Here is a 24,818-nt window from a genome sequence, read left to right on the forward strand (position 1 = left end):
CGGTATGGCAGCCGAACAAGGGAGCAACACACGTGCCAGGCCTCGACGACAAGCTCACCGACCTGTTCCACCAGGTCCTCGACCGCAACCCGGGAGAGCTGGAGTTCCACCAGGCCGTCCGCGAGGTGTTCGACAGCCTGGGCCCCGTCGTCACGAAGCACCCCGAGTACGCCGATGTCATCAAGCGGCTGTGCGAGCCGGAGCGTCAGATCATCTTCCGCGTCCCGTGGACCGATGACGCCGGACAGGTGCACATCAACCGCGGCTTCCGGGTCGAGTTCAACTCCGCCCTCGGCCCGTACAAGGGTGGGCTGCGGTTCCACCCCAGCGTCAACCTGGGCATCGTCAAGTTCCTCGGCTTCGAGCAGATCTTCAAGAACGCGCTGACCGGTCTGCCGATCGGCGGCGGCAAGGGCGGCTCGGACTTCGACCCGAAGGGTCGTTCGGAGGCCGAGGTCATGCGCTTCTGCCAGTCGTTCATGACCGAGCTGTACCGCCACATCGGTGAGTACACCGACGTCCCCGCCGGTGACATCGGTGTCGGCGGCCGCGAGATCGGCTACCTGTTCGGCCAGTACAAGCGCATCACGAACCGCTACGAGTCCGGCGTCCTGACCGGCAAGGGCATCTCGTGGGGCGGGTCGCGCGTCCGCACCGAGGCCACCGGTTACGGCACGGTGTTCTTCGTCGACGAGATGCTCAAGGCGACCGGCGGGTCCCTGGAGGGCAAGCGCGTCACCGTGTCGGGCTCGGGCAATGTCGCGACGTACGCGATCGCGAAGGTCCAGCAGCTCGGCGGAACCGTGGTCGCGTGCTCGGACTCCAGCGGCTACGTCGTGGAGGAGGACGGCATCGACCTGGCGCTGCTCAAGCAGGTCAAGGAGGTCGACCGGGGACGCATCGCGGACTACGCCGCTGCCCGCGGCGCCGGCGCCCAACTGGGCCGGGACGGATCGATCTGGCACGTGCCGGCGGACATCGCGCTGCCGTGCGCGACCCAGAACGAGCTCGACGCCGATGACGCGGCGCGGCTCGTCGCGAACGGCTGCATGATCGTCGCCGAGGGCGCGAACATGCCGTGCACGCCCGAGGCGATCAAGGTCCTGACCGAGGGCGGGGTGCGGTACGCGCCCGGCAAGGCGGCCAATGCCGGTGGCGTCGCCACCAGCGCGCTGGAGATGCAGCAGAACGCCTCACGCGACTCGTGGAGCTTCGCCCACACCGAGGAGCGCCTGGCCGACATCATGCGCGGCATCCACGACCGCTGCCTCGCCACTGCGGACGAGTACGGCAGCCCGGGCAGCTACACCGCGGGCGCCAACATCGCCGGCTTCACCAAGGTCGCCGACGCGATGATCGCCCTGGGCGTCATCTGATTCGTCGGTCGGGTCAGGCGATGAGCTGGAACAGCGCGCAGTCCTGCCACCGGCCCGCGATGCGCAGGTAGTCCGGGGCCATGCCGTAGCGCACGAAGCCGGCGCGTTCGAGGACCTTCTGGGAGCCGGTGTTGTGCGTCAGCGTCTCGCCCTGCACCCGGTGCAGGTCCAGCTCCCCGAACGCCACCTGCACGAGCGAGCGCAGCGCGGCCGTGGCGATCCCGCGACCCTGCGCGTCCGCGGAGACCCAGTAGCCGACCGAACCGGACTGCAAGGCGCCACGGATGATGCTGCTCAACCCGATGCGACCGACCAGGCGCCCGTCGTCTTCGAGGATGACGCACGGATGGGACGTGCCGTCGGCGTGACCCTCCAGCGCGGTGCGCGCCGCCGCGAGCTGACCCTCAGTGGTGAACCAGCTGTCCGCCCGCACCGGCTCCCACGGCTGGAGATGATCGCGGTTGCGGCGGTGGAGCTCTGTCAGGGCAGGGACGTCGTCAAGGGCGAGCAGACGGATCGAGGGCACGGCGGCATGGTGTCACGCCACGTGGTGCAGCGCCCTCGACGCCACGACGATGCCGTTGGCGTCGGCGTAGACCCAGTCGCCCGGCGTGATCGAGACGCCGCCGAACGTGACGGTCAGGCCGACGTCACCGGCGCCCTGCGGATCGGTCCGCACCGGGAACACGCCCAGGGCCTGCACGCCGAGGTCGATCGTCCTCAGGATCTCGACGTCGCGCACGGCGCCGTTGATCACCAGGCCGGCCCAGCCGTTGTCGGCTGCGGCCGACGCCATGTTGTCGCCCAGCAGTGAGCGCCCGGTCGTCCCGCCGTTGTCGACCACGATGACCCGCCCCTCACCCGGGGTGGCCACCAGGTCCTTGACCCGCGAGTTGTCGTCGTGGCACCGCACCGTGACCGCTTGGCCGAAGAAGGCCTCGCGACCTCCGAAGGTCCGGAACATCGGCGCCATCACCCGGACGTCCTCGGGGTGGTCGTCACACAGGTCAGGAGTCGTGAACACGGTCATCCTCTCGACGGGTGGCGCCCACGCTACCGGCCTGCCACGCACAGCAGGCGCCGGTACCGTGGGCGCATGACGCTCAGCGACGAACTCCGTATGTCCCTCGACGGCAAGTGGCGCCATGTGCGGGAGCAGTCCCGCAAGGAGCTGGCCGAACTCGACCTCGCCTATGACCACGACCTGACGCTCGACGAGGCGCGGGCGCGCGTGCTGGAGCAGATGAAGAAGCTGGTGCCGACCGGCATCCCGGCCGCAGGCTTCAAGGTCTCCAGCGGAGGCACCGGCGATCCGGGCATGGCGGTGACGGGCATCGAGATGCTGGCGCAGTTCGACCTGTCGCTCATGGTCAAGGCCGGCGTCCAGTGGGGGCTGTTCGGCGGGGCGATCGAGAACCTCGGCACCGCCGCACACCACGAGAAGTACATACCCGGCCTCATCAACCTGGACATCCTCGGCTGCTTCGCGATGACCGAGACGGGTCACGGCAGCGACGTCCAGAGCCTCGAGACGACCGCGACCTTCGACCCCGCGACGCAGGAGTTCGTCATCCACTCCCCGACGCCGTCGGCGCGCAAGGACTACATCGGCGGCGCCGCGGCACATGCCCGGGTCGCGGCCGTGTTCGCCCAGCTCATCACCAAGGGTGAGGGCCACGGCGTGCACTGCTTCATCGTCCCGATCCGCGACGAGGACGGCAACGACCTGCCCGGCATCACGACCTCCGACGACGGGCACAAGGGCGGTCTCGGCGCGGTCGACAACGGGCGCATCGTGTTCGACCAGGTCCGCATCCCGCGCGAGAACCTGCTCAACAAGTACGGGCAGGTCGACGAGGGCGGCACGTACTCCTCCCCGATCGAGAGCTCGAACGCCCGCTTCTTCACGATGCTCGGCACGCTGATCCGCGGACGCATCAGCGTCGGCGGCGCGGCCAGCGCAGCCACCGAGGTCGCGCTGAGCATCGCCGGCCGCTACGCCCTCAAGCGGCGCCAGTTCGGCCCGGATGCCGAGCACGAGGTGCTGCTGATGGACTACCGGATGCACCAGCGGCGCCTGCTGCCGCTGATCGCCAAGTCGTACGCCATGCGCTTCGCCCAGAACCAGCTCGTGGCCCGCATGGACCGGGTCCAGAGCTCGGAGGAGCCACCTCCCCCGCACCAGCAGCGCGAGCTGGAGAGCCGGGCCGCCGGCCTCAAGGCCGCCCAGACCTGGCACGCGACCAAGGCCATCCAGGAGGCCCGGGAGGCCTGCGGTGGCGCCGGCTACCTCGCCGAGAACCGCCTGACGACGCTGAAGGGCGACACGGACGTCTTCACGACGTTCGAGGGCGACAACCACGTGCTGTTCCAGCTCGTGGCCAAGGAGCTGCTGACGTCGTACGCGCAGGAGGTCGGCGGCCTCGACCCGGTGGGCATGGTCCGGTTCGCCGCGAGCACGGTCGCCGACGTGGTCAAGGAGCGCACCGCCGCGTCCCAGCTCATCCAACGGCTCATCGACGCCCGCCCGGGCAACAGCGACGACGACCACGACCTGCTGGACCGCGGCACCCAGCTCAACTTGTTCGAGGACCGCGAGCAGCACGTCCTGGAGACCGCCGCGCGACGCCTGCGCCGCGCCGGCAAGGACCCCGTCGAGGCCTTCGAGGTCTTCAACGCCGCGCAGGACCACGTCATCCGCGCCGGGCGCGTCCACATCGAGCGCATCGTCCTCGAGGCCTTCACCGCGGGCATCGCCCGGTGCGAGGACCCGGAGGCACAGGAGCTGCTGCGGGACGTCTGCTCGCTCTACGCGCTGTCCGCGATCGAGGAGGACCTGGCCTGGTTCATGGGCCACAACCGGTTGTCGGACACCCGCGCCAAGACCGTCACGGCCCTGATCAACGACCTGCTCGACAAGCTGCGGCCGCACACGCTGACGCTGATCGAGGGCTTCGGCGTGCCCGAGGAGACGCTCAACGCGGCGATGCTGCTGACCGAGTGAAGCCGGTCGCACGACCACGTCACACCCCCGCTTGGGGCCACCTTGCGGCCTTGACGATGTCTGGTTCACTGGGGAGCGCCGATAACAGCGGCCACCCACGATCCACCACCTCCAGGGGGAAACACACCATGAAGAATCTCTTGCGCTCAGCGGCCATCGCCGTCGCGTCCACCGCTCTGGTCGCCGGAGGCGCCACGGCCGCCACGGCCCAGGGCTCGTCGCCCGCCGCCACCAGCGCGTCCAACGTCTCGACCACGGCGAACGTGTCCACCGCCGTCGCGCCGTACCCGATCGACTACAAGTCCAAGATCCGCGTCAAGAAGGTCGGCAAGAAGCTGACGTTCCGCTTCACGGCCCGCTACCGCGATGACGCCGGCCGCCCGGTCGGCATCCGCAAGGTGACGCTGCAGGTCCTCAAGAAGGGCAAGTGGCGGACGCAGAAGAACGTCAAGCTGAACCGCAAGGGCACCGGCACGTACAAGCGCACCGACGGCAAGAAGCGCAAGTACCGCATGGTGATCAAGCCGACCAGCCTGTACCAGGGCGGTCGCACCGTCTCGGTCAAGATCTGACCTCGTAGCACCCGCGAGACCGGCCCCCGACCCGTATGGGTCGGGGGCCGGTCCCTTTGGTTGAGACACTGTGTTGCGACTCAGGGACGATCTGCTTGAATGTCGCCACGAATCCAACACCATCCAGGGGGAAACACCACATGCGAGCTCTGTTGCGCGCAGCGGCCGTCGCCGTTGCATCCACCGCCCTTGTCGCGGGCACCACGACGATGGCCTCCGCTGCGCCGGGTGACACCGCCACGGTGACCACCGCGGTCATCCAGCCCGTTGCGCTGAGCGGTTTCAAGAACTCCACGTCGACCTTCGTCCCCGGCACCTTCGCATATGCCGCGCCGGGCTCGACGTCCACTCCGTACGGCCTCAAGGCCAATGTCAACGTCAACGGCCGGCTGGTGGCTGCGGGCGTTCGCATCAACTCGAACGGCTTCTACTACGAGCGCGCATGGGGCGCCGGTGCCGTCACGCTGACCAACTTCACCCTGTCCGGGTACGACTCGCGTCCGGCCCCGCACCGTGGCGCCTACACCGACCGTCCGGTGGCGGGGGCGTCCAACGCCGTCCAGATCCGTTACGGCGTCGAGTACCGCTCGGGCCTCCAGGTGCGCAAGAAGGGCAAGAAGCTCACCTTCAAGATCAAGGCCCGCTACGTCGACAGCCGCGGCAAGAACGTCGGCATCCGCAAGGCGACCATCCAGGTCAAGAAGGGCAGCAAGTGGAAGACCCTCAAGAAGGTCAACCTCAAGAAGAACGGCACCAAGACGTTCACCCGCAAGGACGGCAAGAAGCGCTACTACCGCCTGGTCATCAAGACCACCAGCGTGTACGAAGGCGGGCACACCAAGGGTATGAAGATCTGACCTGAACCGACCGCTCCTCGCGCCGGCCCCTGACCCCTGCGGGTCGGGGGCCGGCGTCGTCCTGGACTGCGCGACAGCCCGTCTTGCGGCGCCGACCAGGTGTGATTCACTAGGGCCCAATTCATCACGATCCGGGGGAACAACGTATGCGTACATCCACTCTTGCCCGCGTCGGCGCCGTCATCACGGCCTCGGCGCTTGCTCTCAGCCTCGGCGCAGGGCCGGTCTCGGCCGCCGAGACCAGCACCGCCGCCGCGGCCGCCGCTCCCAGTGCGGCGCCGTCGGCCACCTCGTTCGGCACGACCTCGAACGTCGACGCAGCCGGTGTCATCACGGCGCTGCGGCTCGGCTCGGGCGTCATCACCGACCGCGCCACCACCCAGTTCCTCGGCAACGTCGCCGGCCAGGCGCCGAGCAACAACGTCCAGACCCAGGTCACGATCAACGGACGGGTCAAGGGACGGGTCATCCTGTACCCCGGCCAGGGCAATGGCGGCGTCGAGATCCCGCGTGGCTGGGGCTCCGGCAAGGTCCAGCTCGGCCCGACGTTCTTCTCCGACGGGACGGTCGACCAGAACCGCAGCAACGTCTTCTACGCCCGCAAGCACGTGACGTCGAAGGCCACGTACCCGCTGAAGATCCACCGTCGCAACAGCAAGGTGACCTTCAAGGTCTACGGCGTCAAGATCATCAACCCGTCGAACGGCAAGTACCAGTCGGTCAAGCGGGTCAAGCTGCAGCGCTCCAAGGGCGGGAAGTGGCGCACCGTCAAGAACATCAAGCTGAACTCCAAGGGCAACGGCTCGTACAAGATCACGAACCGGACCAAGTACCGCTACCGCCTGTACATCACGCGCTCGGCGACGCAGGAGAAGTTCTCGACCCTGAAGACGGGCAAGATCTGATCCGCAGCACTGCCTGATCGCAGGGCCCTCGTCCTCTCGGGACGGGGGCCCTCGTGGTTGGCGGTGCGGACGGATCTTTCTGCCTTTCGGTAGCTCCGGCAGCGCGAACGTCGAAAGATGCGTCCCCCGCGGGGTCAGGCGAAGTCGCCGGCGGCGGAGCGCAGGTGGCGCAGGAGCTCGTAGGCCTGGTCCTGCTGCTCGGGGGTCATCCCCGGCACGGCGAAGTCGATCGCGTTGATCGCCGCGGTGGCCTCGGCCATCACCCGCCGACCCTCCGGGGTCAGCTCGGCGAAGGTCCGGCGGCGGTCCTTCTCGTCCGCGACCCGGCGCACCAGACCCTGCGACTCCAACCGGTCCATCGCATTGGTCACCGAGGTCGGGTGGACCATGAGCCGCTCCCCGATCTTGCTCAGCGGCAGCTGACCGGTCGCGCTGAACGACAGCAGCACCAGGACCTCGAAACGGGCGAAGGTGATGCCGAGGGGCTTGAGCACGGCGTCGAGCTCGGAGCTGATGAGCTGCTGGACGCGCATGATCGAGGTCGCGAACCGCATCGAGGTGGGATCACCGATGCGCTTGGACCAGATCTCCCCGGCTCGCTCGATCGGGTCGAACTCGAGGCGGGGTGCGTCGGACATGCGCCCATCGTAGGGGGCGGATGCCGAGGGGTGGCAATTAGTTGGACATGCGACTATTTTAGATCCAAGTAATTTGCTGCCGCCGACGTCGGAGGACCTCATGCCCCAGAACGACCTGCACGTCCCCGTCAACCCGGTGCGCTTCGTGACCGCGTCCGCCCTGTTCGACGGACATGACGCCTCGATCAACATCATGCGGCGCATCTTCCAGTCGCAGGGCGCCGAGGTCATCCACCTGGGCCACAACCGATCGGTCAAGGAGGTCGTCGACGCCGCGATCGAGGAGGACGTCCAGGGCATCGCTGTCTCGTCCTACCAGGGCGGCCACGTCGAGTACTTCGAGTACCTCGTCGAGTCGCTGCGCGAGCAGGGCGCCGGCCACATCCACGTCGTCGGTGGTGGCGGCGGCGTCATCGTCCCCGAGGAGATCACCCGGCTGCGCGGCAGCGGCGTGACGATCTTCTCTCCCGAGGACGGCCAGCGACTGGGCCTGGTCGGCATGATCAACTCGGTCGTCGCGGACTGCGACTTCGACCTGACCTCGCTGGGCGAGCTGGACCTGGATGCTGTCGTCGCCGGCGACCGCGCCGCGATCGCCCGTGCCATCACCCACGCCGAGGCAGGCTCGCTGACCGACGCCCAGCTCGAGCGCATCCGCGCTGCCGCCGCGACCCACTCCTCCCCCGTGCTCGGCATCACCGGCACCGGCGGATCAGGCAAGTCGTCGCTGACCGATGAGCTGGTGCGCCGCTTCCGTGTCGACCAGCAGGACAAGCTGCGCATCGCGGTCATCGCGGTCGACCCCACCCGCCGGCGCGGCGGCGGCGCCCTGCTCGGCGACCGCATCCGGATGAACTCCCTCGACGGTGAGCGTGCCTACTTCCGCTCGTTGGCGACCCGCGGCTCGCACGAGCTGCCCGAGACGCTCGCCGATGTCATCGACGTCATCAAGGCGGCCGGATTCGACCTGGTCATCGTCGAGACGCCCGGCATCGGGCAGGGCGATGCGGCGATCGTCCCGTTCGTGGACTCCTCGATGTACGTCATGACGCCGGAGTTCGGCGCCGCCTCGCAGCTGGAGAAGATCGACATGCTCGACTTCGCCGACACCGTCGCGATCAACAAGTTCGAGCGCCGCGGGGCCAAGGACGCCCTGCGGGACGTCGGCCGGCAGATGGTGCGCAACCGCGAGGCCTTCGGCAAGAAGCCCGAGGACATGCCGATCTTCGGCACCTCGGCCGCGACGTTCAACGACGACGGTGTCACCGCGCTGTACCAGCACCTGCGCGACACCCTCGGCGAGCAGGGGCTGCCGGTCGAGGACGGAATCCTGCCGCACGTCGACGTGCGCTTCTCCAGCGGCATCCAGCAGGTCGTGCCGACCGATCGCGTCCGCTACCTGGCCGAGATCACCGAGACGATCCGCGGGTTCCACGCCGAGACCGAACGGCTGGCCGACGCCGCCGACCGCGCCCAGCGTCTCGAGCTCACCGCGGCCGAGCTCGCCGACGCCCAGCTCGACGGCGCGAGCGTCGACGAGCTGCTGACCGCCGCCAGGAAGGCCGTCCCGCACGAGATCTCCGACCAGATCGCAGCGTGGCCGGCCGTCGTCGAGTCGTACTCCGGCGACGAGCAGGTCGTGAAGGTCAGGGACAGGGAGATCCACACCCAGCTGACCCGCGAGACGCTCTCGGGCAACAAGGTCCCCCGCGTCTCGCTGCCGAAGATGACCGGCCACGGCGAGCTCGTGCGCTTCTGGCGCCGCGAGAACCTGCCGGGCTACTTCCCGTACACGGCCGGCGTGTTCCCGTTCAAGCGGGACGGCGAGGATCCCGCCCGCATGTTCGCCGGCGAGGGCGACCCGTTCCGCACCAACCGCCGCTTCAAGTTGCTGTCCGAGGACGGCGACGCGACCCGCCTGTCGACGGCCTTCGACTCGGTGACGCTGTACGGCCGCGATCCCGACCCGCGTCCGGACGTCTACGGCAAGGTCGGCACGTCCGGCGTGTCCGTCGCGACGCTCGAGGACATGCACGCCCTGTACGACGGCTTCGACCTCGTGTCGCCGTCGACCTCGGTCTCGATGACGATCAACGGGCCCGCGCCGACCGTGCTGGCGTTCTTCCTCAACACGGTCATCGACCAGCAGGTCGACAAGTTCCGCGAGAAGGAGGGCCGCGAGCCGTCCGAGACCGAGTACGCCGAGCTGCGCTCCTACGCCCTGCAGAACGTGCGCGGCACCGTGCAGGCCGACATCCTCAAGGAGGACCAGGGCCAGAACACCTGCCTGTTCTCCACCGAGTTCAGCCTGCGGATGATGGGTGACATCCAGCAGTACTTCATCGACGAGGGCGTGCGGAACTTCTACTCCGTCAGCATCTCGGGCTATCACATCGCCGAGGCCGGGGCGAACCCCATCAGCCAGCTGGCGTTCACGCTGTCCAACGGCTTCACGTACGTCGAGTCGTACCTCGCCCGTGGCATGGACATCGACGACTTCGCACCGAACCTGTCGTTCTTCTTCTCCAACGGCATGGATCCGGAGTACTCGGTGCTGGGCCGCGTCGCCCGCCGCATCTGGGCGATCGCGATGAAGGAGAAGTACGGCGCGAACGACCGCTCGCAGAAGCTGAAGTACCACGTGCAGACCTCCGGTCGCTCCCTGCACGCGCAGGAGATGGACTTCAACGACATCCGCACGACGCTGCAGGCACTCATCGCGATCTACGACAACGCCAACAGCCTGCACACCAATGCGTACGACGAGGCCGTCACGACCCCGTCGCAGGAGTCGGTGCGCCGCGCGCTGGCGATCCAGCTGATCATCAACCGCGAGTGGGGCCTGGCGATGAACGAGAACCCGTTGCAGGGCTCGTACATCATCGACGAGCTGACCGACTTGGTCGAGAAGGCCGTGCTCGCCGAGTTCGACGCGATCAACGAGCGCGGCGGTGTGCTGGGCGCGATGGAGACCGGCTACCAGCGCGGACGCATCCAGGACGAGTCGATGCTCTACGAGCACAAGAAGCATGACGGGTCGCTGCCGATCATCGGCGTCAACACGTTCCGCCGCCCGGTCTCCGAGGGCGAGGAGGAGCACACCGTCGAGCTCGCCCGGGCGACCGAGACCGAGAAGGAGTCCCAGCTGGCCCGGGTCCGCGCCTTCCACGACGCGCACTCGAGCGAGGCGGCCGAGGCACTGGATCGCCTGCGGCTCGCGGCGATCAACCACGAGAACGTCTTCGCGGTCCTGATGGAGGCGGCGCGGGTCTGCTCGCTGCAGCAGGTCACCGAGGCATTCTTCGAGGTCGGCGGGCAGTACCGGCGCAACGTGTGACCGTGCCCCGGTCTGACCGCGTGAGCGTCAGACCGGGGAAACGGGGTACAAGGCCCACCGGGTCGCGGACGGTCCGCCCGGACCGTGATGGAGCGGCCGGAGGGAGAACAACATGTCCGACATCGACTGGTGGGTCTGGCTCATCATCGCGCTCGTCGCGGTGGCCGTCATCGCGGGGCTCGTCGCAGCCTCGAAGGCGGCGAGCCGCAAGAAGGAGCAGGAGCGCATCCGGCGGGAGGACGAGCAGCGCGAGAAGGCTGCGCTGCTGCGTGAGGACGCCAAGCAGACCAGCGTCGACATCAAGCGCCGTGAGGCCGAGGCGCTGGCCGCCAAGGCGGACGCCGAGGAGGCGCGCCTGGCCGCCGAGGAGCTCGAGCGCAAGGCGGAGGCGCACCGCGCCGAGGCCGACAGCACCCGCAGTGCCGTCGACGAGCGACTGATGGAGGCCGATCGCATCGACCCGGACGTCCAGGTCGACGCCGACCGCAAGGCCGACGCCAAGGATGTCCGCAGGACCGACATCCCCGACGACGGCCGCCACCGTCAGTGACGCCTGCGGTCAGGCCCGCTTCGGGAACTGACTGAAGTCGGGGGTGCGCTTGGCCTTGAAGGCCTCGCGCCCCTCCTGCGCCTCGGCGCTGCCGTAGAACAGCAGGTTGGCGTCGTGCGCGAGCTGCTGGATGCCCGCATATCCGTCCTCGTGGGCGTGGAAGCTCAGCTTCGAGAGCCGAAGCGCCCACGGGGACAGCTGCAGCATCTCGCGGCACCACTGCACGGTCTCGGCCTCGAGATCGGCCAGCGGGACGACGGTGTTGACCAGGCCCATCTCGAGGGCCGTCGGCGCGTCGTACTGACGGCACAGGAACCAGATCTCCTTGGCCTTCTTGGGGCCCACGAGATCGGACAGGATGCTCGCGCCGTAGCCGCCGTCGAACGAGCCGACCCGCGGCCCGACCTGGCCGAAGATCGCGTTGTCGGCCGCGATCGTCAGATCGGCCACCAGGTGCAGCACGTGGCCGCCACCGATGGCGTATCCGGCGACCATCGCGACGATCGGCTTCGGGCAGCGGCGCATCTGCACGTGCAGGTCGGTGACGTGGAAACGCCCGGTTGCGTTCGCATCGGTCTTGTAGCCACTGTCGCCGCGGACCCGCTGGTCGCCGCCGGAGCAGAAGGCCCGGTCGCCGGCGCCGGTCAGGATGATGACGCCGACCGACTCGTCCTCGCGGGCCTCGTCCAGGGCGTGCGACACCTCGATGAGCGTCTGGGGGCGGAAGGCGTTGTGCACCTCGGGACGGTTGATCGTGATCTTCGCGATGCCGTCCTCGGTCGTCGCGTAGAGGATGTCCTCGTAGTCGCCAGAGGGGGTCCAGGTGATGTCGGCGGTGTCAGTCATGGGCTCATTGTCTCGCAGCCTCGTCGTCGTGCCGGCGCAGGTGCCGGCCGATACCGTGGGCTCATGGCGACACCCGAGTTCATCCTTGCCCTGCGCGAGAAGGTCGGGACCGATCCGTTGTGGCTCTCGGGTGTCACGGCCGTCGTCGTGCGCGGTGACGACCTGTTGCTCGTTCGCCGCGCCGACAACCAGGAGTGGACCCCGGTCACCGGCATCATCGACCCCGGCGAGGAGCCGGCGGTTGCTGCCGCCCGCGAGGTGGTCGAGGAGGCGGACGTCCATGCCGTCGTCGAACGCCTCGCCTGGGTGCACGCCACCGGCATGCGCACCTATCCCAACGGCGACCGGACCAGCTACATCGACATCGTGTTCCGGTTGCGGTGGGAGTCCGGCGAGCCCCGTCCCGCCGATGGCGAGAACACCGAGGCGCGCTGGTTCCCCCGCGACGCACTGCCGCCGATGTCGCGCGACACCGCCCAGCGCATCGAGGCGGCGCTGGACCCCGAGCCCGCGGCGCGATTCGTCCCCTTCGACGACTGACCACCTCCCCGACCCCTGCAGGAGAGATCATGACCGACCCCCTCGACCGATGGCACGAGATCGTGCGGACGCAGGACGCGAGCCTCATCGGCCCCCTGCTGGCCGATGACGTCGTGTTCCGGTCCCCGGCCGTCCACACCCCGCAAGAGGGCCGCCCGGTGGTCACGGCCTACCTGACGGCCGCACTGACGGTGCTCGGCCCGGGCCTGACCTACCACCGGCAGTGGCGCGAGCCGTCGTCGGCGGTGCTGGAGTTCACGACGCAGATCGACGGGATCGACGTCCACGGCGTCGACGTCATCGAGTGGGACGACGAGTCGCGCATCGTCGACTTCACCGTCATGGTCCGCCCCGTGAAGGGCCTGCAGATCCTGATCGAGCGCATGGGCGCCGAGCTGATGAGGGGCCAGGCATGAGCGTGCCCACCTACGAGCAGGTGACCGAGCTGCCGGCACAGACGGTCACGGTGGTCCCGTCGGAGTACATCGACGAGAACGGCCACATGAACATCGGCCGCTACTTCGAGCTGGGCGGACGTGCCCTGTGGGACCGGTGCATCGACGAGCTCGGGATGGACGAGGACTACCTCACCGCGCGGGGCATGTCGACGTTCACCGCCGAGCACCACCTGCGGTACTTCGCCGAGATCCTGCAGGGGCAGGAGGCATCGGTGCACGTGCGGCTCATCGCCCGCTCCGACAAGGTGCTGCACGGCACGTCGCTGATCGTCAACCGCACCACCCGCCGCTTGGCCTGCACGATGGAGTTCACCGTGATCCACATCGACATGGGCACCCGCCGCCCCACGCCCTTCCCCGAGGACGTCGCGGGCCTGCTCGACACGGCCCTCAAGGCCGACGACCTGGCCTGGCCCGCACCGGTGTGCGGCGCGATGGGCGTCCGGGCGCCGTGAAGGACGATCTCGGCCACCCGGTCGACACCGCCGGCCCGGTGCGCCGGGTCGTGTCGCTCGTGCCGTCGCTCACCGAGGCGATCGCCGCGACCCGGCGGGACGCGCTGGTCGGGGCGACCGACTGGTGCACGCATCCGGCCGACCTCGACGTCGCCCGGGTCCGGGGCACCAAGAATCCCGACCGGTCGGCGGTCGTGGAGCTGGCACCCGACCTGGTGATCGCCAACCGCGAGGAGAACCGCGAGCTGGACATCACCCGGCTTCGCGAGGCCGGTATCCCGGTGTGGGTCACGGTGATCGAGACCGTCGACGGGGCATTCGCCTCGATGCGGCGGATGTTCACCGAGGCGCTGGGCTGGGACGTCCCCGGGTGGCTGGACGAGGCCGAGCAGGTGTGGGCCGCACCCGCCCGCGTCGACGGGCGACGGGTCGCGATCCCGATCTGGCGCGATCCGTGGATGGTCGTGGGGGCCAGGACGTTCACCGGTGACCTGGTCGAACGGCTCGGACTCGTCAACGTCTTCGGTGACCCGGGGGTGAATCCCCGCCAGGAACGCTATCCCCACGTCGAGCTGGCCGACATCGACGCCGACATCGTGCTGTTGCCCGATGAGCCCTACGTCTTCACGGCCGACGACGGACCGGAGGCGTTCGCCGCCGACACCCGGCTCGTGCCCGGACGCTCACTCACCTGGTACGGGCCGTCGATGGTGACGGCCCGTACCGAGCTGGAAGCGCTGCTGGGCTGAGCTCAGCGGTTCGTGAAGGCCTTGACCAGCCGCTGCGCCTCGTCACCCATCACCAGCGACGCGATCGTGGCGGACTCGTCCGCGCCCTGCTCGGGCCCCGTGGCGTCCCACGAGCCGCGCAGGAGGCGACGGGCGTGGCCGAGAGCCGTCGGAGCCGAGTCGGCCCAGGTCCGGGCGATCTCGTCGACCCGCGTCTCGACCGCGTCGTCGTCGACGACCGAGGTCACGAGCCCCCAGTCGAGCGCCTCGTCGGCACTGAGCACCCGCCCGGTCAGCGCGAACTCGAGCGCCCGCTGTTGCCCGACCGCGCGGGGAAGGAGATAGGAGACGCCGCAGTCGGGAGTCAGGCCGATGCCCGGATAGGCCATCACGAACTTGGTCGCCCGCGAGGCGATGATGACATCGGCGCTCAGCATGACGGCCAGGCCCGCACCGGCGACCGCACCCCGCACCCCGGCGACGACGGGCTTGGGCAGGTCGGCCAGATCGCGCAACCCGCCCTCGAGCACGTTCGCCAGCTCGAACAGGTAGGCGCCGGGGTCGTCGGACCCCAGGAAGGACGTCACGTCGCCGCCGGCGCAGAACCGCTTGCCCTCGGCGGTCAGCGTGATGGCCCGCACCTCATCGGCCGACACCGCCTCGACGGCGAGGGCCAGGTCCTGAGCGGTCGGCAGGTCGAAGGAGTTCGACTGCTCAGCACGGGACAGGACGATCCGTCCGATGCCGTCGACGATCTGGTGGGTCACTGCGGCCATCTGGCGCCTCGCTTCGTGAAAGGGGTGGACGGGCCCACCCTAGGCGCCCCGTACCTACCGGTCGTCGCGAGGCAGGGACTGCGCGGCAGCCTGCTTGGCCGCCTTCTTCATCGCTGCCTTCTTGCCCGGCCGGATGTCCGACTGCGCCTCCAGCACCGTCGGCTCCAGGGCCACGACCGGCGGCGTCTCACCGACGATCGCGTTGTGGCTGCCGCCCATGAGGTACTTGGCCGCCAGGTTGGTGAGTGTCGCGAAGCGGTTGCGGTTGCCCAGCAGCGTCGCGACGTGCAGACCGACCCAGATGATCCACGCCGGGAAGCCCGTGAGCCGGGGCATGAACTTGATCTCGGCGACCGCCGACGAGCGGCCGATCGTGGCCATCGTGCCCTTGTCCTTGTACTTGAACGGCTTGGGCAGCGACTTGCCGGCGGCCTGGGCCTTGATCACGTCGGCCACGTGCTTGCCGCCCTGGAGTGCGGGCTGCGCCAGCTGCGGCAGCGGCTCGTCGGGGTTGACCGCGATGTCGCCGATGGCGAAGACGTCCTCCAGGCCACGGACGCGCAGGTGCTCGTCGACCTCGATGCGACCTCCCCGGCCCTGGGGCACCGCCCAGTCCTGGACCGCCCCGTGGGCGGTGATGCCGGAGGCCCACACCACCATGCCGGCAGGCAGGAACTCCTGCTCGCCGGCGTGCTCGACGACGACGCCGTCGCGACGGACCTCCTTGACGGCCGTCTCCAGCCGCAGCTCGACGCCGCGCTTCTCCAGCGACTTCTTGGCGTAGTCACGCAGCTTGGGATGGAAGGGGCCCAGCACGTGGGGCATCATCTCGACCAGCGTGATGTGGATGCGCCGGGTGTCGAGCTCGGGATAGGTCGTCGGCATGTCGTTGTTGCGCATCTCGGCGAAGGCTCCGGCCGTCTCGACGCCCGTGGCGCCGCCGCCGACGACGATGATGCGCTGCTCGCTGTCCTGGCCGTTGATCGCGGCATTCTCCAGGCCCGCGAACATCCGGTCCCGCACGGCGAGCGCCTGCGAGCGCCGGTACAGCGGCATCGAGTACTCGGCAGCTCCGGGGATGCCGAAGAAGTTGGCTGTGACGCCCACCGAGATCACGAGCTTGTCGTACTTGACGTCCAGACCACCCTCGAGGTGCAGGGTCTTGGTGTCGTGGTCCATCGAGGTGACGGTGCCCTTGAGGAAGCGGACGTTGCTCTGCTTGGCGCGGACCGCGCGCAGGAACCAGGTGATGTCGCCGGGGTTGAGGCTGGCGGTCGCGACCTGGTACAGCAGCGGACTGAAGGTGTTGTAGTTGTGGCGGTCGATCAGGGTCACGTCGACATCGGCGCGCTTGAGCCGGCGGACTGTCGCGATACCGCCGAACCCGCCTCCCACGACGACGACGTGGGGGCGCTTCGTGACTGATGCGGGGCTGACTGACATACCGCCAGTCTAGTCCTCGCCGCCACGGCGGCACCTCGCGGGAGCACCCCCTGGCAGCCGTTCAGCTCCTGGCGAACCAGGCCCGCGCTTCGGGCTTTCGCAGCTGGACCAGGCACACGATCGTGGCGACCGTCCACGGCAGTCCGAGCGGGAACCCGATCACCGAGACGATGAGGCCGACGACCGTCACGACGAACAACGGAACCCCGCCGGCGCGGCGCTTCATGAGCACCCGGATCGAGGCGAGCAGGCCGGCCGCGCCGATCACCACCGCGATCGAGGAGAGCACCGTGATGAACCGCAGTGCGGTGTCGAAGTCGTCCTCGGAGCCGCTGACCATGTCAGCGCCAGGACCGCCCTGCTCCATGACGGTGTCGTAGTCGACGCCGCCGACGAGAATCACCAGCAGCATGAGCGCCGACAGCCCGGCGGCCACGATCGAGCCGATGAACGTGGTCCACACCGCGATGTTGACCGGCTTCGGGAGGGGCTCGTGCCCCGGGGTCCACTGCGTGTGGCCCGGCGGCGTGGCTGCCTGGGTGAAGGCCGCCGGCTGCTGGCCCGGGTACGGCGAGGGAGGCAGCGGCGCGGGGGCAGCCTGATCGCCGCCGACGGCGGAGGGATGAGGCGGTCCGGCGAGAACCGGCTCGGGGGCCGGCGGGGCCTTGGGTGCCGGGGGCTCGTGCCCGGCCAGGGTCCGGAAGTACGTGCGGATCTCTCCGGTCCACAAGCGGATCGTGAACACGACCGCGAGGGCGCCGATCATGGCGAACACGAACGTCCCGCCCAGGCCGCCGAGGAAGGTGACGACGCCGGAGAAGCCGATCGCGACCGTCGCGCCGACGCGGCTGGACCGGTGCCCGCGTGCGGTGTAGATGGCGAACACCAGGCCGCACGCTGCGAGCACCGCGATCACGGAGAGCAGCCCCTTGTAGAAGGTCTCCGCTCCCGGCTCGCTCAGCCCCGCGTCGCGCAGCGCCCCGAGCACGCCGGAGAAGTCGGCCGCCCGGTTCTCACCATTCCACGAGGAGACGAGCGTCAAGGCGCGGATCGCCATGATGACCGAGAGCGCGCCGAGGTAGACGCACGCTCCGGTCAGCATGGGCGGACGCCTCACGGCGGGGTCACTCACCATGGTTCTTCTGACGCTGACGCTCGTTCATGCCGCCTATGGAACCATGCGCGGGCAAGTGGTGACCCCGCCGCCATCGGGCTAGGCGCGCTGCACGGTGAGCTCGTCGGCGTCAGGGACCCGGTCGACCACGACCGTGTCACCGTCGCGTACCTCTCCTGCCAGCAGGGCCCGGGCCAGACGGTCGCCGATCGCCTGCTGGACCAGCCGGCGCAGCGGCCGTGCACCGTAGGCGGGATCCCAGCCGGTGAGGGCCAGCCACTCCCGCGCGGCCGGGGTGACGTCCAGCGTGATCCGGCGCGACTGCAGACGCTTCGCGACTGCGTCGACCTGCAGGTCGACGATGTGCGCCAGCTCCTCGGTGCCCAGTGCGTCGAACAGGACGATCTCGTCGAGCCGGTTGAGGAACTCGGGCTTGAACGAGGCGCGCACGACGTCCATGACGGCCTCCCGCTTGGCGGCCTCGTCCAGCGTGGCATCGGTCAGGAACCGGGAGCCCAGGTTGGACGTCAGGATGAGGATGACGTTGCGGAAGTCGACGGTACGACCCTGGCCGTCGGTCAGGCGTCCGTCGTCGAGCACCTGCAGCAGGATGTCGAAGACCTCGGGGTGGGCCTTCTCGACCTCGTCCAGCAGCACGACCGAGTACGGGCGACGCCGCACGGCCTCGGTGAGCTGACCACCCTCGTCATAGCCGACGTAGCCCGGAGGAGCACCCACCAGACGGCTGACCGAGTGCTTCTCGGAGTACTCGCTCATGTCGATGCGGATGATCGCCCGCTCGTCGTCGAACAGGAACTCCGCGAGCGTCTTGGCCAGCTCGGTCTTGCCGACGCCGGTCGGGCCGAGGAACAGGAACGAGCCGGTGGGCCGGTCCGGGTCGGAGATGCCGGCGCGGGAGCGGCGCACGGCGTCCGAGACGGCCTTCACCGCATCGCGCTGGCCGATGAGCCGCTTGCCCAGCTCCTCCTCCATGCGCAGCAGCTTGCCGGTCTCGCCCTCGAGCAGCCGTCCGGTCGGGATGCCCGTCCAGGACGCGACGACCTCGGCGATGTCGTCGGCGCCGACCTCGTCCTTGACCATCGGGGGCTCGCTGCCGGGTCCGCCGGCAGCCTCGGCCGCCTGCGCGTCGGCCAGCTGACGCTCCATCGCGGGGATCTCGGAGTAGAGCAGGCGGCTGGCCTGGTCAAGATCACCCTCGCGCTGGGCGCGCTCGGCCGCGACGCGCACCTCGTCGATGCGCTCCTTGATGTCGCCGACCGCGTTGAGGCTCTGCTTCTCGGTCTCCCACCGCTGCTCCAGCGCGCGCAGGCTCTCCTGCTTGTCGGCGAGCTCGACGCGCAGCTTCTCGAGGCGCTCACGGCTCGCGTCGTCGGACTCCTTGGCCAGGTGCAGCTCCTCCATGCGCAGACGGTCCACCGCGCGGCGCAGCTCGTCGATCTCGACAGGGCTGGAGTCGATCTCCATGCGCAGGCGGCTGCCGGCCTCGTCGATCAGGTCGATCGCCTTGTCGGGCAGCTGGCGGCCCGGGATGTAGCGGTCGGACAGCGTCGCGGCGGCCACGAGGGCGGCGTCGGAGATCGCCACCTTGTGGTGCGCCTCGTAGCGCTCCTTGAGCCCGCGCAGGATCGCGATGGTGTCCTCGGGCGACGGCTCGCCCACGAAGACCTGCTGGAAGCGGCGCTCCAGCGCGGGGTCCTTCTCGATGCGCTCTCGGTACTCGTCCAGGGTCGTCGCGCCGATCATCCGCAGCTCTCCGCGGGCCAGCATGGGCTTGAGCATGTTGCCGGCGTCCATCGAGCTGTCGCCGCCGGCACCGGCACCCACCACCGTGTGCAGCTCGTCGATGAAGGTGATGACCTGGCCCTCGGACTCCTTGATCTCCGTCAGGACGGCCTTGAGCCGCTCCTCGAACTCGCCGCGGTACTTCGCGCCCGCGACCATCGCGGCGAGGTCCAGCGAGATGAGCCGGCGGCCGCGCAGCGACTCGGGGACGTCGCCGGCGACGATGCGCTGCGCGAGGCCCTCGACCACGGCGGTCTTGCCGACGCCGGGCTCGCCGATCAGCACGGGGTTGTTCTTGGTGCGGCGGCTCAGCACCTGCACGACACGACGGATCTCGCTGTCCCGGCCGATGACCGGGTCGAGCTTGCCCTCGCGGGCGACGGCGGTCAGGTCGACGCCGTACTTCTCCAGGGACTGGTAGGTGTCCTCGGCATCCGCGCTGGTCACCCGCGACGTCCCGCGGACGGCGGCGAAGGCGGCCTGCAGCGCGTCGGGCGTGGCGCCCTGCTGCTCCAGGAGCGCCTGCGCCGGGGAGGTGACCGTGGCGATGCCGACCACGAGGTGCTCGCTGGAGACGAAGTCGTCGCCGAGCTGGTCGGCGAGGTCCTGGGCGCGCTGCAGCACCTCATGGCTGGAGCGGCTCAGGCCCGGGTTCTGGACGCTGGCCCCGGCGGCACGCGGAAGGGCACCGATGGCCGACTCGAGACCGCTCACGACCGACTGGACGTTGACCCCGGCCGCCTGCAGCAGCGGGCCGGCGGTGCCGCCCTCCTGGGTCAGCAGAGCCTGCAAGAGATGTGCCGGTTCGACGGCGGGGTTGCCCGCCGCTGCGGCGGACGAGATCGCGCTCCCCAGCGCCTGCTGGCTGCGGGTCGTGAACTTCGCAAGGTCCATGTTCGTGCTCCTGACTCAAGGGGGTGACGCCAGGTACAACATTACTGAAGTTGAGTCCATTCCTGTCAACTTTGCTGAGTTCGTTCCTCAGTATCCGGAGAAGTAATCCGTCCGGACCGAACGGCACCGCCTCGCCAGACCCGGGCGCACCGCATTGACCATCGCGGGCGGGCCCGAGACGTACGCATGCCGGCCGGCCAGGTCGGGCACCGCCTCGGCAATGACCTGCACCGACAGGATCGGCGCCGCCACGAACGTCCACGCTGCAGGGAGCCGGTCGGGGCGCTCGGGGCAGACCAGCACGACCCGCACGTCGGCGAGCTCGTCGGCGTACGGCACCTCGGCGGCCGAGGACACGCCGAGCACCAGGACCACGTCGCGGTCGGGGCCGTGCCGCAGCTGGCTCAGGAAGGGTGTGATGCCGATGCCCCCGGCCACCAGCAGCAGCGGCGTCGCCGGATCCGCCGGCAGCACGAAGTCGCCGCCGATGCCGGTGCCGTGCACCCGCGACCCCGGCTCGAGCTCCAGCAGCGCCCGCTTGAACGTCGAGGCCCGATCGGGGACGCGCAGCATCACCGCGACCCGTCCGTCGTCGGCCGGCGGGGAGCTGATGCTGAACGTGCGCCGCGTGCCCCGTCCGTCCGCCCCGGCGTGCGGCACCGTCAGCTCGACGTACTGCCCGGGCACGAACCGCACCGGACGCCGCGGCCGGAAGACCAGCTCGTGGGTCTCGGGCGTCACCCGGCGCGTCGTCTCCAGCTCGAGCGTCACTCCCGTGCGGCGCGCCAGCGCGAAGGCCACCAGGTTGCCGATCAGCAGCGACAGCTCCGGGCTGATCGCGAAGACGCCCAGTGCCGGCGGGGTGTCGGTGAACCAGCCGATCCACATCGGATAGGCGAACAGCACCCCGGTGACCGCGGCGACGACCAGCTGCTGGCGGCGACGAGGCGGCAGCGTCAACGGCTCGCTGAGCATGAAGCCGGCCAGGAACACGATGGGATACGAGTACGCCACCAGCTTCAGCACGTCACCGAACGGCTGCCCGGGTGGGGCGAGGTCGAGCAGCCGGGCGCCCACCAGCACCCCGGCCACGGCGATGAACACCAGGGCGACGTCCAGGCGCCTGGTGCGCCACAGCACCAGCAGCGCGCCCACGACCACGAACGGGAACAGCCGCTCGGTCGCGGCGGTCTGCCAGATCGCGTTGATGGGCTCCTGCCGGCCGACCACGTCCTGGCCCACGACGACGAGGAATGCGCCGGCCGCCGCCGGGTTGAAGATGTGCCGCCCACGCCAGGCCAGCACGTACTTGGAGGCATTGGCCAGCGCGGCGGCGAGCGCGAGCCACACCAGGTTGCCGGTGTCGATCGAGGGCAGCGGGACGAACAGGAAGAACAGCAGCAGCGCGGTGATGACCGCCGACTCCCCGTGCGGCGTGACCCGCCAGGCCAGTCCCAGCAGCCGGTTCGACCCGTAGGACGCGACGAGCAGCACGAGCAGGCACACCAGGTTGTCACCGGTCGAGAGACCCTCGATGACACCGGTCGCGGTGAACAGGCAGAAAACCGCCACGAGCACCGCCAGGACGATCGTGACCAGCCGGTACGTCGTGACCGCGCCGAGCCGGCGATCGAGCAGGTCTCGGACCATCGCGATCATGTGAACACCTCTCCGGGGAAGCCGGGCGACCACTCGACCCGGCCGTCGGCGTGCATGCGGACGAACTCGTGCGGGAACCGGTCCACCAGGACGCCCGGGTCGGTCAGGAAGTGGGCCGTCGCCAGACCGTCCGCCCGCATGCACGACCCGGGCACGAGCGTCCATGTGGCGATGACATCGTCGGTCGGCCGCCCGGTGCGACCGTCGAGCACGTGGTGCAGACCGTCGCCCCAGGCCCGCCGGTTGGTGGCCGACGCGCACAGCGCGTCGCCAGGGCCCACGTCGGCGACCCCGATCGCGCGGCTCGGGTCGAGCGGATGCTCCAGTGCGACGCGGATGGACGAGGTGCCCTCGTGCCGCAGGTCGCCGCTCGCGTCCACCGTGAGCTCCTCGCTGTGGGTGCGCACGATGCTCGCGACGAGGTCGACCAGCAGGCCCTTGCCGGCCGCTCCGACGTCGATCAGCAACGGCTCGCCGGTGCGCAGCACGGGTGCGGTGAACTCGACGGACGACCAGTCCGGGACGCCGGCCGGTGCTGCCACGGCGACCAGCGAGTAGTCGGCGTCATATCCCAGGTCGGCCAGCGCCCGGCCGACCAGCGGGTTCACGGCGCCGTCGGTGGCGTCGTCCAGCTCGTCGTAGAAGCCGAGCAGCTGCGCGGCCTCCGCGGGCAGCACCCACTCACCGGCGCCGGCCGCGACGGCGGAGACCATCGAGTCCGGCCGGAAGCGCGACCACGTGCGGTCGAACTCCTCGATCCGGTCCAGCACGGCGGACTGCACGCCGGGAGCCAGCGGCACCGCGGTGTCGATCTGCCACGCGGTGCCGATCGCGTCGAATCGCCAGGTGGGCACGGCTAGACGCCGGCTTCGCCCTTGATCGACTCGATCGCCTCGTTGAATCCCTTGGAGGTCAAGGACGAGCCCGCGACCTTCTGGACGTCTAAGTCGTCCAGGCTCTTGCCGACGACCTCCTTGGCGACGCCGCCGGCGAACTTGGTCTGGAACTGCTTCGACTTGGGATCGGTGGCCTCGGGGGTGACGGTGACGTCGGAGATCTTGCCGCCGCTCAGCGTCAGGTCGACCTTGACCGTCGACTGACCGCCGGGATTGACGTAGGTGCCCTCCGCCTCGTAGTTCCCGTCGGCGTAGCCGGCCTCCTCGTTGCCCGCGTCCGGGGTCTCCGCGGTGTCGGCCGGGGCGTCCGTGCTCGGCGCCGGTGAGCTCGGGGTGCTGGACGTCGACGCGGAGTCGCCATCGCTCGCGCTCGACCCGCACGCCGCGGTCATCAGCAGGACAGAGGCCGCCGCGGCTGCGGAGAGCATCTTCTTGTGGGCTGGGAGATTCATCGGTCGGGCTCCTGATGGCTCGGCATGATGGATGAAGTTTCAACTGGTAGAACGGGCGGCTCAGCCGTCGAGTTCCCGCAGCTCCGCCAGGGCGCGGGTCGCCGCATGGAAACCGCCCATGCCGTGGACCCCACCACCCGGCGGCGTCGATGCCGAGCATAGATAGAGCCCCTTGACGCCGAGCGAGTAGGGATTGGGCGACATCCGCGGCCGCATCACCAGCTGCCACGGGTCGTTGGCACCGCCGGCGATGTCACCGCCGGCGTAGTTGGCGTTGTGGGCCTCGAGCTGCGCCGGGGTGGTCACGGTCCGGGCGACGATGCGATCGCGGAAGCCCGGGGCGAAGCGCTCCACCTGGTCGATGACGGCCTCGGTCGCATCACCGGTGAAGCCCGTGGGCACGTGCGCATAGGCCCAGACCGGGTGGATGTCGCCGGACGAGCGCCCCGGGTCGGCCAGGTACTGCTGGCACAGCAGGACGAACGGGCGCGCGGGCATCCGGCCGGCGTGCACCTGCCGCTCGGCGTCGACGATCTGCTCCAGCGTCCCGCCGACGTGGACCGTGCCGGCCTTGCGGGCCCACTCGTTGGTCCACGGCACGCTGCCGTCGACCGCGAAGTCGACCTTGAACGCGGCCGGACCGGTGCGCCACCGCCGCAACGGCCGCGCCACGCGGGCGGGGATCTGGCTGCCCGCGACGTCCAGCACCGTCGCCGGCGTGGTGTCGAACATGACGATGTCGGCCTGCGGCAGCTCGGTGACCCGGTGACCCGTCTCGATCCGCCCCCCGTGCTCGACGACGTCCGCCGCCAGCGCCGCGGCGATCGCGCGCGATCCCCCCTGGGCCACCGGCCAGCCGTACGCGTGGCTCGTCATGGCGAACATGAGCCCCAGCCCGCCGGTCGTCGGTCTGGTCAGCGGGTGGCTCGCGTGGGCGGCCAGTCCGGCGAACAGCCCGCGCGCCTCCTGGGTGTGCCAGCGGCGCGCGATCCACGACGCCGGCTGCATCGCGCGCAGGCCGAACCGCGCCAGCAGGACCGGATGACGGGGCACATGGATGATCGGTCCGAAGATCTCCCCGATCAACTCGTCGGCGTGCTCGGCGAGCGGCTCGAACAGGCGCCGCCAGGCGGGCCCGTCCCGGCCGAGCAGGTCGACGGTCCGGTCGAGGTCGCGGAACAGCACCCCGGCCCGTCCACCGTCGAGGGGATGGGCCGCGTCGACCTCGGGCCACAGCCACCGCAGGCCGTGCCTCTCCAGGCCGAGGGAGGCGAAGAAGGGTGACGCGACGCCCGTCGGATGCGTGGCCGAGCAGATGTCGTGCAGGACGCCGGGGACGTTGAGCTCGGCCGATCGGGTGCCGCCGCCGATCTCGTCCTCCGCCTCCAGAACCGTCACGGCGACCCCGGCGCGGGCCAGGACCACGGCCGCCGCGAGCCCGTTGGGCCCCGAGCCCACCACCACCGCAGAGGTCATAGGCTCAACCTAGTGGCAGCCTCCGGGACCGAGTCGCTG

23 protein-coding genes are annotated in these 24,818 nt (G+C 69.7%); 11 read left to right on the forward strand and 12 right to left on the reverse strand.

Features of this window, described 5'->3' with window-relative positions:
- The first annotated feature begins 32 nt into the window (after positions 1 to 32).
- Positions 33 to 1,376: an NADP-specific glutamate dehydrogenase gene (gdhA, locus tag NQV15_RS16300; RefSeq protein WP_232404018.1), complete on the forward strand. Its 1,344-nt coding sequence runs from the start codon at positions 33 to 35 to the stop codon at positions 1,374 to 1,376.
- Between the two features lie 13 nt (positions 1,377 to 1,389).
- Here gdhA and NQV15_RS16305 read toward each other — a convergent pair whose 3' ends face one another.
- Entirely contained in the window at positions 1,390 to 1,902 is a 513-nt protein-coding gene (locus NQV15_RS16305) for a GNAT family N-acetyltransferase (RefSeq protein ID WP_232403962.1), read from the reverse strand.
- 12 nt (positions 1,903 to 1,914) lie between these two features.
- Positions 1,915 to 2,400, reverse strand: a complete 486-nt coding sequence (gene rraA, locus NQV15_RS16310) for a ribonuclease E activity regulator RraA (protein ID WP_232403963.1) — start codon at positions 2,398 to 2,400, stop codon at positions 1,915 to 1,917.
- A gap of 72 nt (positions 2,401 to 2,472) precedes the next feature.
- On the opposite strand from rraA, the gene NQV15_RS16315 reads away from it, so the two are divergent.
- The 4 genes from NQV15_RS16315 to NQV15_RS16330 all read left to right on the forward strand — a co-directional run bounded on the left by NQV15_RS16315 (position 2,473) and on the right by NQV15_RS16330 (position 6,714).
- Positions 2,473 to 4,380, forward strand: coding sequence for an acyl-CoA dehydrogenase family protein (locus tag NQV15_RS16315; protein WP_232403964.1), 1,908 nt, complete (start codon positions 2,473 to 2,475; stop codon positions 4,378 to 4,380).
- 128 nt (positions 4,381 to 4,508) lie between these two features.
- Positions 4,509 to 4,952 carry a hypothetical protein gene (locus tag NQV15_RS16320; protein ID WP_232403965.1) on the forward strand — a complete coding sequence of 148 codons (444 nt, stop codon included), beginning with the start codon at positions 4,509 to 4,511 and terminating at the stop codon, positions 4,950 to 4,952.
- Positions 4,953 to 5,092: 140 nt separating this feature from the next.
- Positions 5,093 to 5,809, forward strand: coding sequence for a hypothetical protein (locus tag NQV15_RS16325; RefSeq protein ID WP_232403966.1), 717 nt, complete (start codon positions 5,093 to 5,095; stop codon positions 5,807 to 5,809).
- Positions 5,810 to 5,955: 146 nt separating this feature from the next.
- Positions 5,956 to 6,714: a hypothetical protein gene (locus tag NQV15_RS16330; RefSeq protein WP_232403967.1), complete on the forward strand. Its 759-nt coding sequence runs from the start codon at positions 5,956 to 5,958 to the stop codon at positions 6,712 to 6,714.
- 134 nt (positions 6,715 to 6,848) lie between these two features.
- On the opposite strand, the gene NQV15_RS16335 is transcribed toward NQV15_RS16330, so the two are convergent.
- Positions 6,849 to 7,352, reverse strand: coding sequence for a MarR family winged helix-turn-helix transcriptional regulator (locus NQV15_RS16335; RefSeq protein ID WP_232403968.1), 504 nt, complete (start codon positions 7,350 to 7,352; stop codon positions 6,849 to 6,851).
- Between the two features lie 100 nt (positions 7,353 to 7,452).
- On the opposite strand from NQV15_RS16335, the gene icmF reads away from it, so the two are divergent.
- Positions 7,453 to 10,689, forward strand: a complete 3,237-nt coding sequence (icmF, locus tag NQV15_RS16340) for a fused isobutyryl-CoA mutase/GTPase IcmF (protein WP_232403969.1) — start codon at positions 7,453 to 7,455, stop codon at positions 10,687 to 10,689.
- Between the two features lie 112 nt (positions 10,690 to 10,801).
- Positions 10,802 to 11,239, forward strand: a complete 438-nt coding sequence (locus NQV15_RS16345; protein ID WP_232403970.1) for a hypothetical protein — start codon at positions 10,802 to 10,804, stop codon at positions 11,237 to 11,239.
- Between the two features lie 9 nt (positions 11,240 to 11,248).
- Here the strand turns inward: NQV15_RS16345 and menB are convergent, their stop codons facing one another.
- A complete protein-coding gene (gene menB / locus NQV15_RS16350; RefSeq protein ID WP_232403971.1) occupies positions 11,249 to 12,085 on the reverse strand; it encodes a 1,4-dihydroxy-2-naphthoyl-CoA synthase in 837 nt (278 codons plus the stop codon).
- Between the two features lie 63 nt (positions 12,086 to 12,148).
- On the opposite strand from menB, the gene NQV15_RS16355 reads away from it, so the two are divergent.
- The 4 genes from NQV15_RS16355 to NQV15_RS16370 are packed head-to-tail and all read left to right on the forward strand — an operon-like array spanning position 12,149 to position 14,287.
- Positions 12,149 to 12,625, forward strand: a complete 477-nt coding sequence (locus NQV15_RS16355; protein WP_232403973.1) for an NUDIX hydrolase — start codon at positions 12,149 to 12,151, stop codon at positions 12,623 to 12,625.
- A gap of 29 nt (positions 12,626 to 12,654) precedes the next feature.
- Positions 12,655 to 13,041: a nuclear transport factor 2 family protein gene (locus tag NQV15_RS16360; RefSeq protein ID WP_232403975.1), complete on the forward strand. Its 387-nt coding sequence runs from the start codon at positions 12,655 to 12,657 to the stop codon at positions 13,039 to 13,041.
- Complete coding sequence (locus NQV15_RS16365) at positions 13,038 to 13,538, forward strand: thioesterase family protein (protein WP_232403976.1); 501 nt, start codon at positions 13,038 to 13,040, stop codon at positions 13,536 to 13,538. The genes NQV15_RS16360 and NQV15_RS16365 overlap by 4 nt, the downstream gene beginning before the upstream one ends.
- On the forward strand, positions 13,535 to 14,287 hold the full coding sequence (locus tag NQV15_RS16370) for a helical backbone metal receptor (protein ID WP_232403978.1): 753 nt from the start codon (positions 13,535 to 13,537) through the stop codon (positions 14,285 to 14,287). The genes NQV15_RS16365 and NQV15_RS16370 overlap by 4 nt, the downstream gene beginning before the upstream one ends.
- Before the next feature lie 2 nt (positions 14,288 to 14,289).
- Here the strand turns inward: NQV15_RS16370 and NQV15_RS16375 are convergent, their stop codons facing one another.
- The 8 genes from NQV15_RS16375 to NQV15_RS16410 all read right to left on the reverse strand — a co-directional run bounded on the left by NQV15_RS16375 (position 14,290) and on the right by NQV15_RS16410 (position 24,779).
- Positions 14,290 to 15,042, reverse strand: coding sequence for an enoyl-CoA hydratase/isomerase family protein (locus NQV15_RS16375; RefSeq protein WP_232403979.1), 753 nt, complete (start codon positions 15,040 to 15,042; stop codon positions 14,290 to 14,292).
- Positions 15,043 to 15,096: 54 nt separating this feature from the next.
- Entirely contained in the window at positions 15,097 to 16,485 is a 1,389-nt protein-coding gene (locus NQV15_RS16380; protein WP_232403982.1) for an NAD(P)/FAD-dependent oxidoreductase, read from the reverse strand.
- A 61-nt stretch (positions 16,486 to 16,546) separates the two neighbouring features.
- Positions 16,547 to 17,587 (reverse strand): hypothetical protein, encoded by a 1,041-nt coding sequence (locus NQV15_RS16385; RefSeq protein ID WP_232403984.1) that lies wholly within the window; start codon positions 17,585 to 17,587, stop codon positions 16,547 to 16,549.
- 111 nt (positions 17,588 to 17,698) lie between these two features.
- Positions 17,699 to 20,296, reverse strand: a complete 2,598-nt coding sequence (gene clpB, locus NQV15_RS16390) for an ATP-dependent chaperone ClpB (RefSeq protein WP_232403987.1) — start codon at positions 20,294 to 20,296, stop codon at positions 17,699 to 17,701.
- A gap of 87 nt (positions 20,297 to 20,383) precedes the next feature.
- Positions 20,384 to 21,955, reverse strand: a complete 1,572-nt coding sequence (locus NQV15_RS16395; protein ID WP_232403989.1) for an FAD-dependent oxidoreductase — start codon at positions 21,953 to 21,955, stop codon at positions 20,384 to 20,386.
- Positions 21,952 to 22,809, reverse strand: coding sequence for an FAD:protein FMN transferase (locus NQV15_RS16400; RefSeq protein ID WP_232403991.1), 858 nt, complete (start codon positions 22,807 to 22,809; stop codon positions 21,952 to 21,954). The genes NQV15_RS16395 and NQV15_RS16400 overlap by 4 nt, the downstream gene beginning before the upstream one ends.
- A gap of 2 nt (positions 22,810 to 22,811) precedes the next feature.
- Positions 22,812 to 23,303 carry an FMN-binding protein gene (locus tag NQV15_RS16405; RefSeq protein WP_232403993.1) on the reverse strand — a complete coding sequence of 164 codons (492 nt, stop codon included), beginning with the start codon at positions 23,301 to 23,303 and terminating at the stop codon, positions 22,812 to 22,814.
- 60 nt (positions 23,304 to 23,363) lie between these two features.
- Positions 23,364 to 24,779: a phytoene desaturase family protein gene (locus NQV15_RS16410; RefSeq protein WP_232403995.1), complete on the reverse strand. Its 1,416-nt coding sequence runs from the start codon at positions 24,777 to 24,779 to the stop codon at positions 23,364 to 23,366.
- Positions 24,780 to 24,818 lie beyond the last annotated feature (39 nt).

Origin of the sequence: Aeromicrobium wangtongii (assembly GCF_024584515.1) — a bacterium.
GTDB lineage: Bacteria > Actinomycetota > Actinomycetes > Propionibacteriales > Nocardioidaceae > Aeromicrobium > Aeromicrobium wangtongii.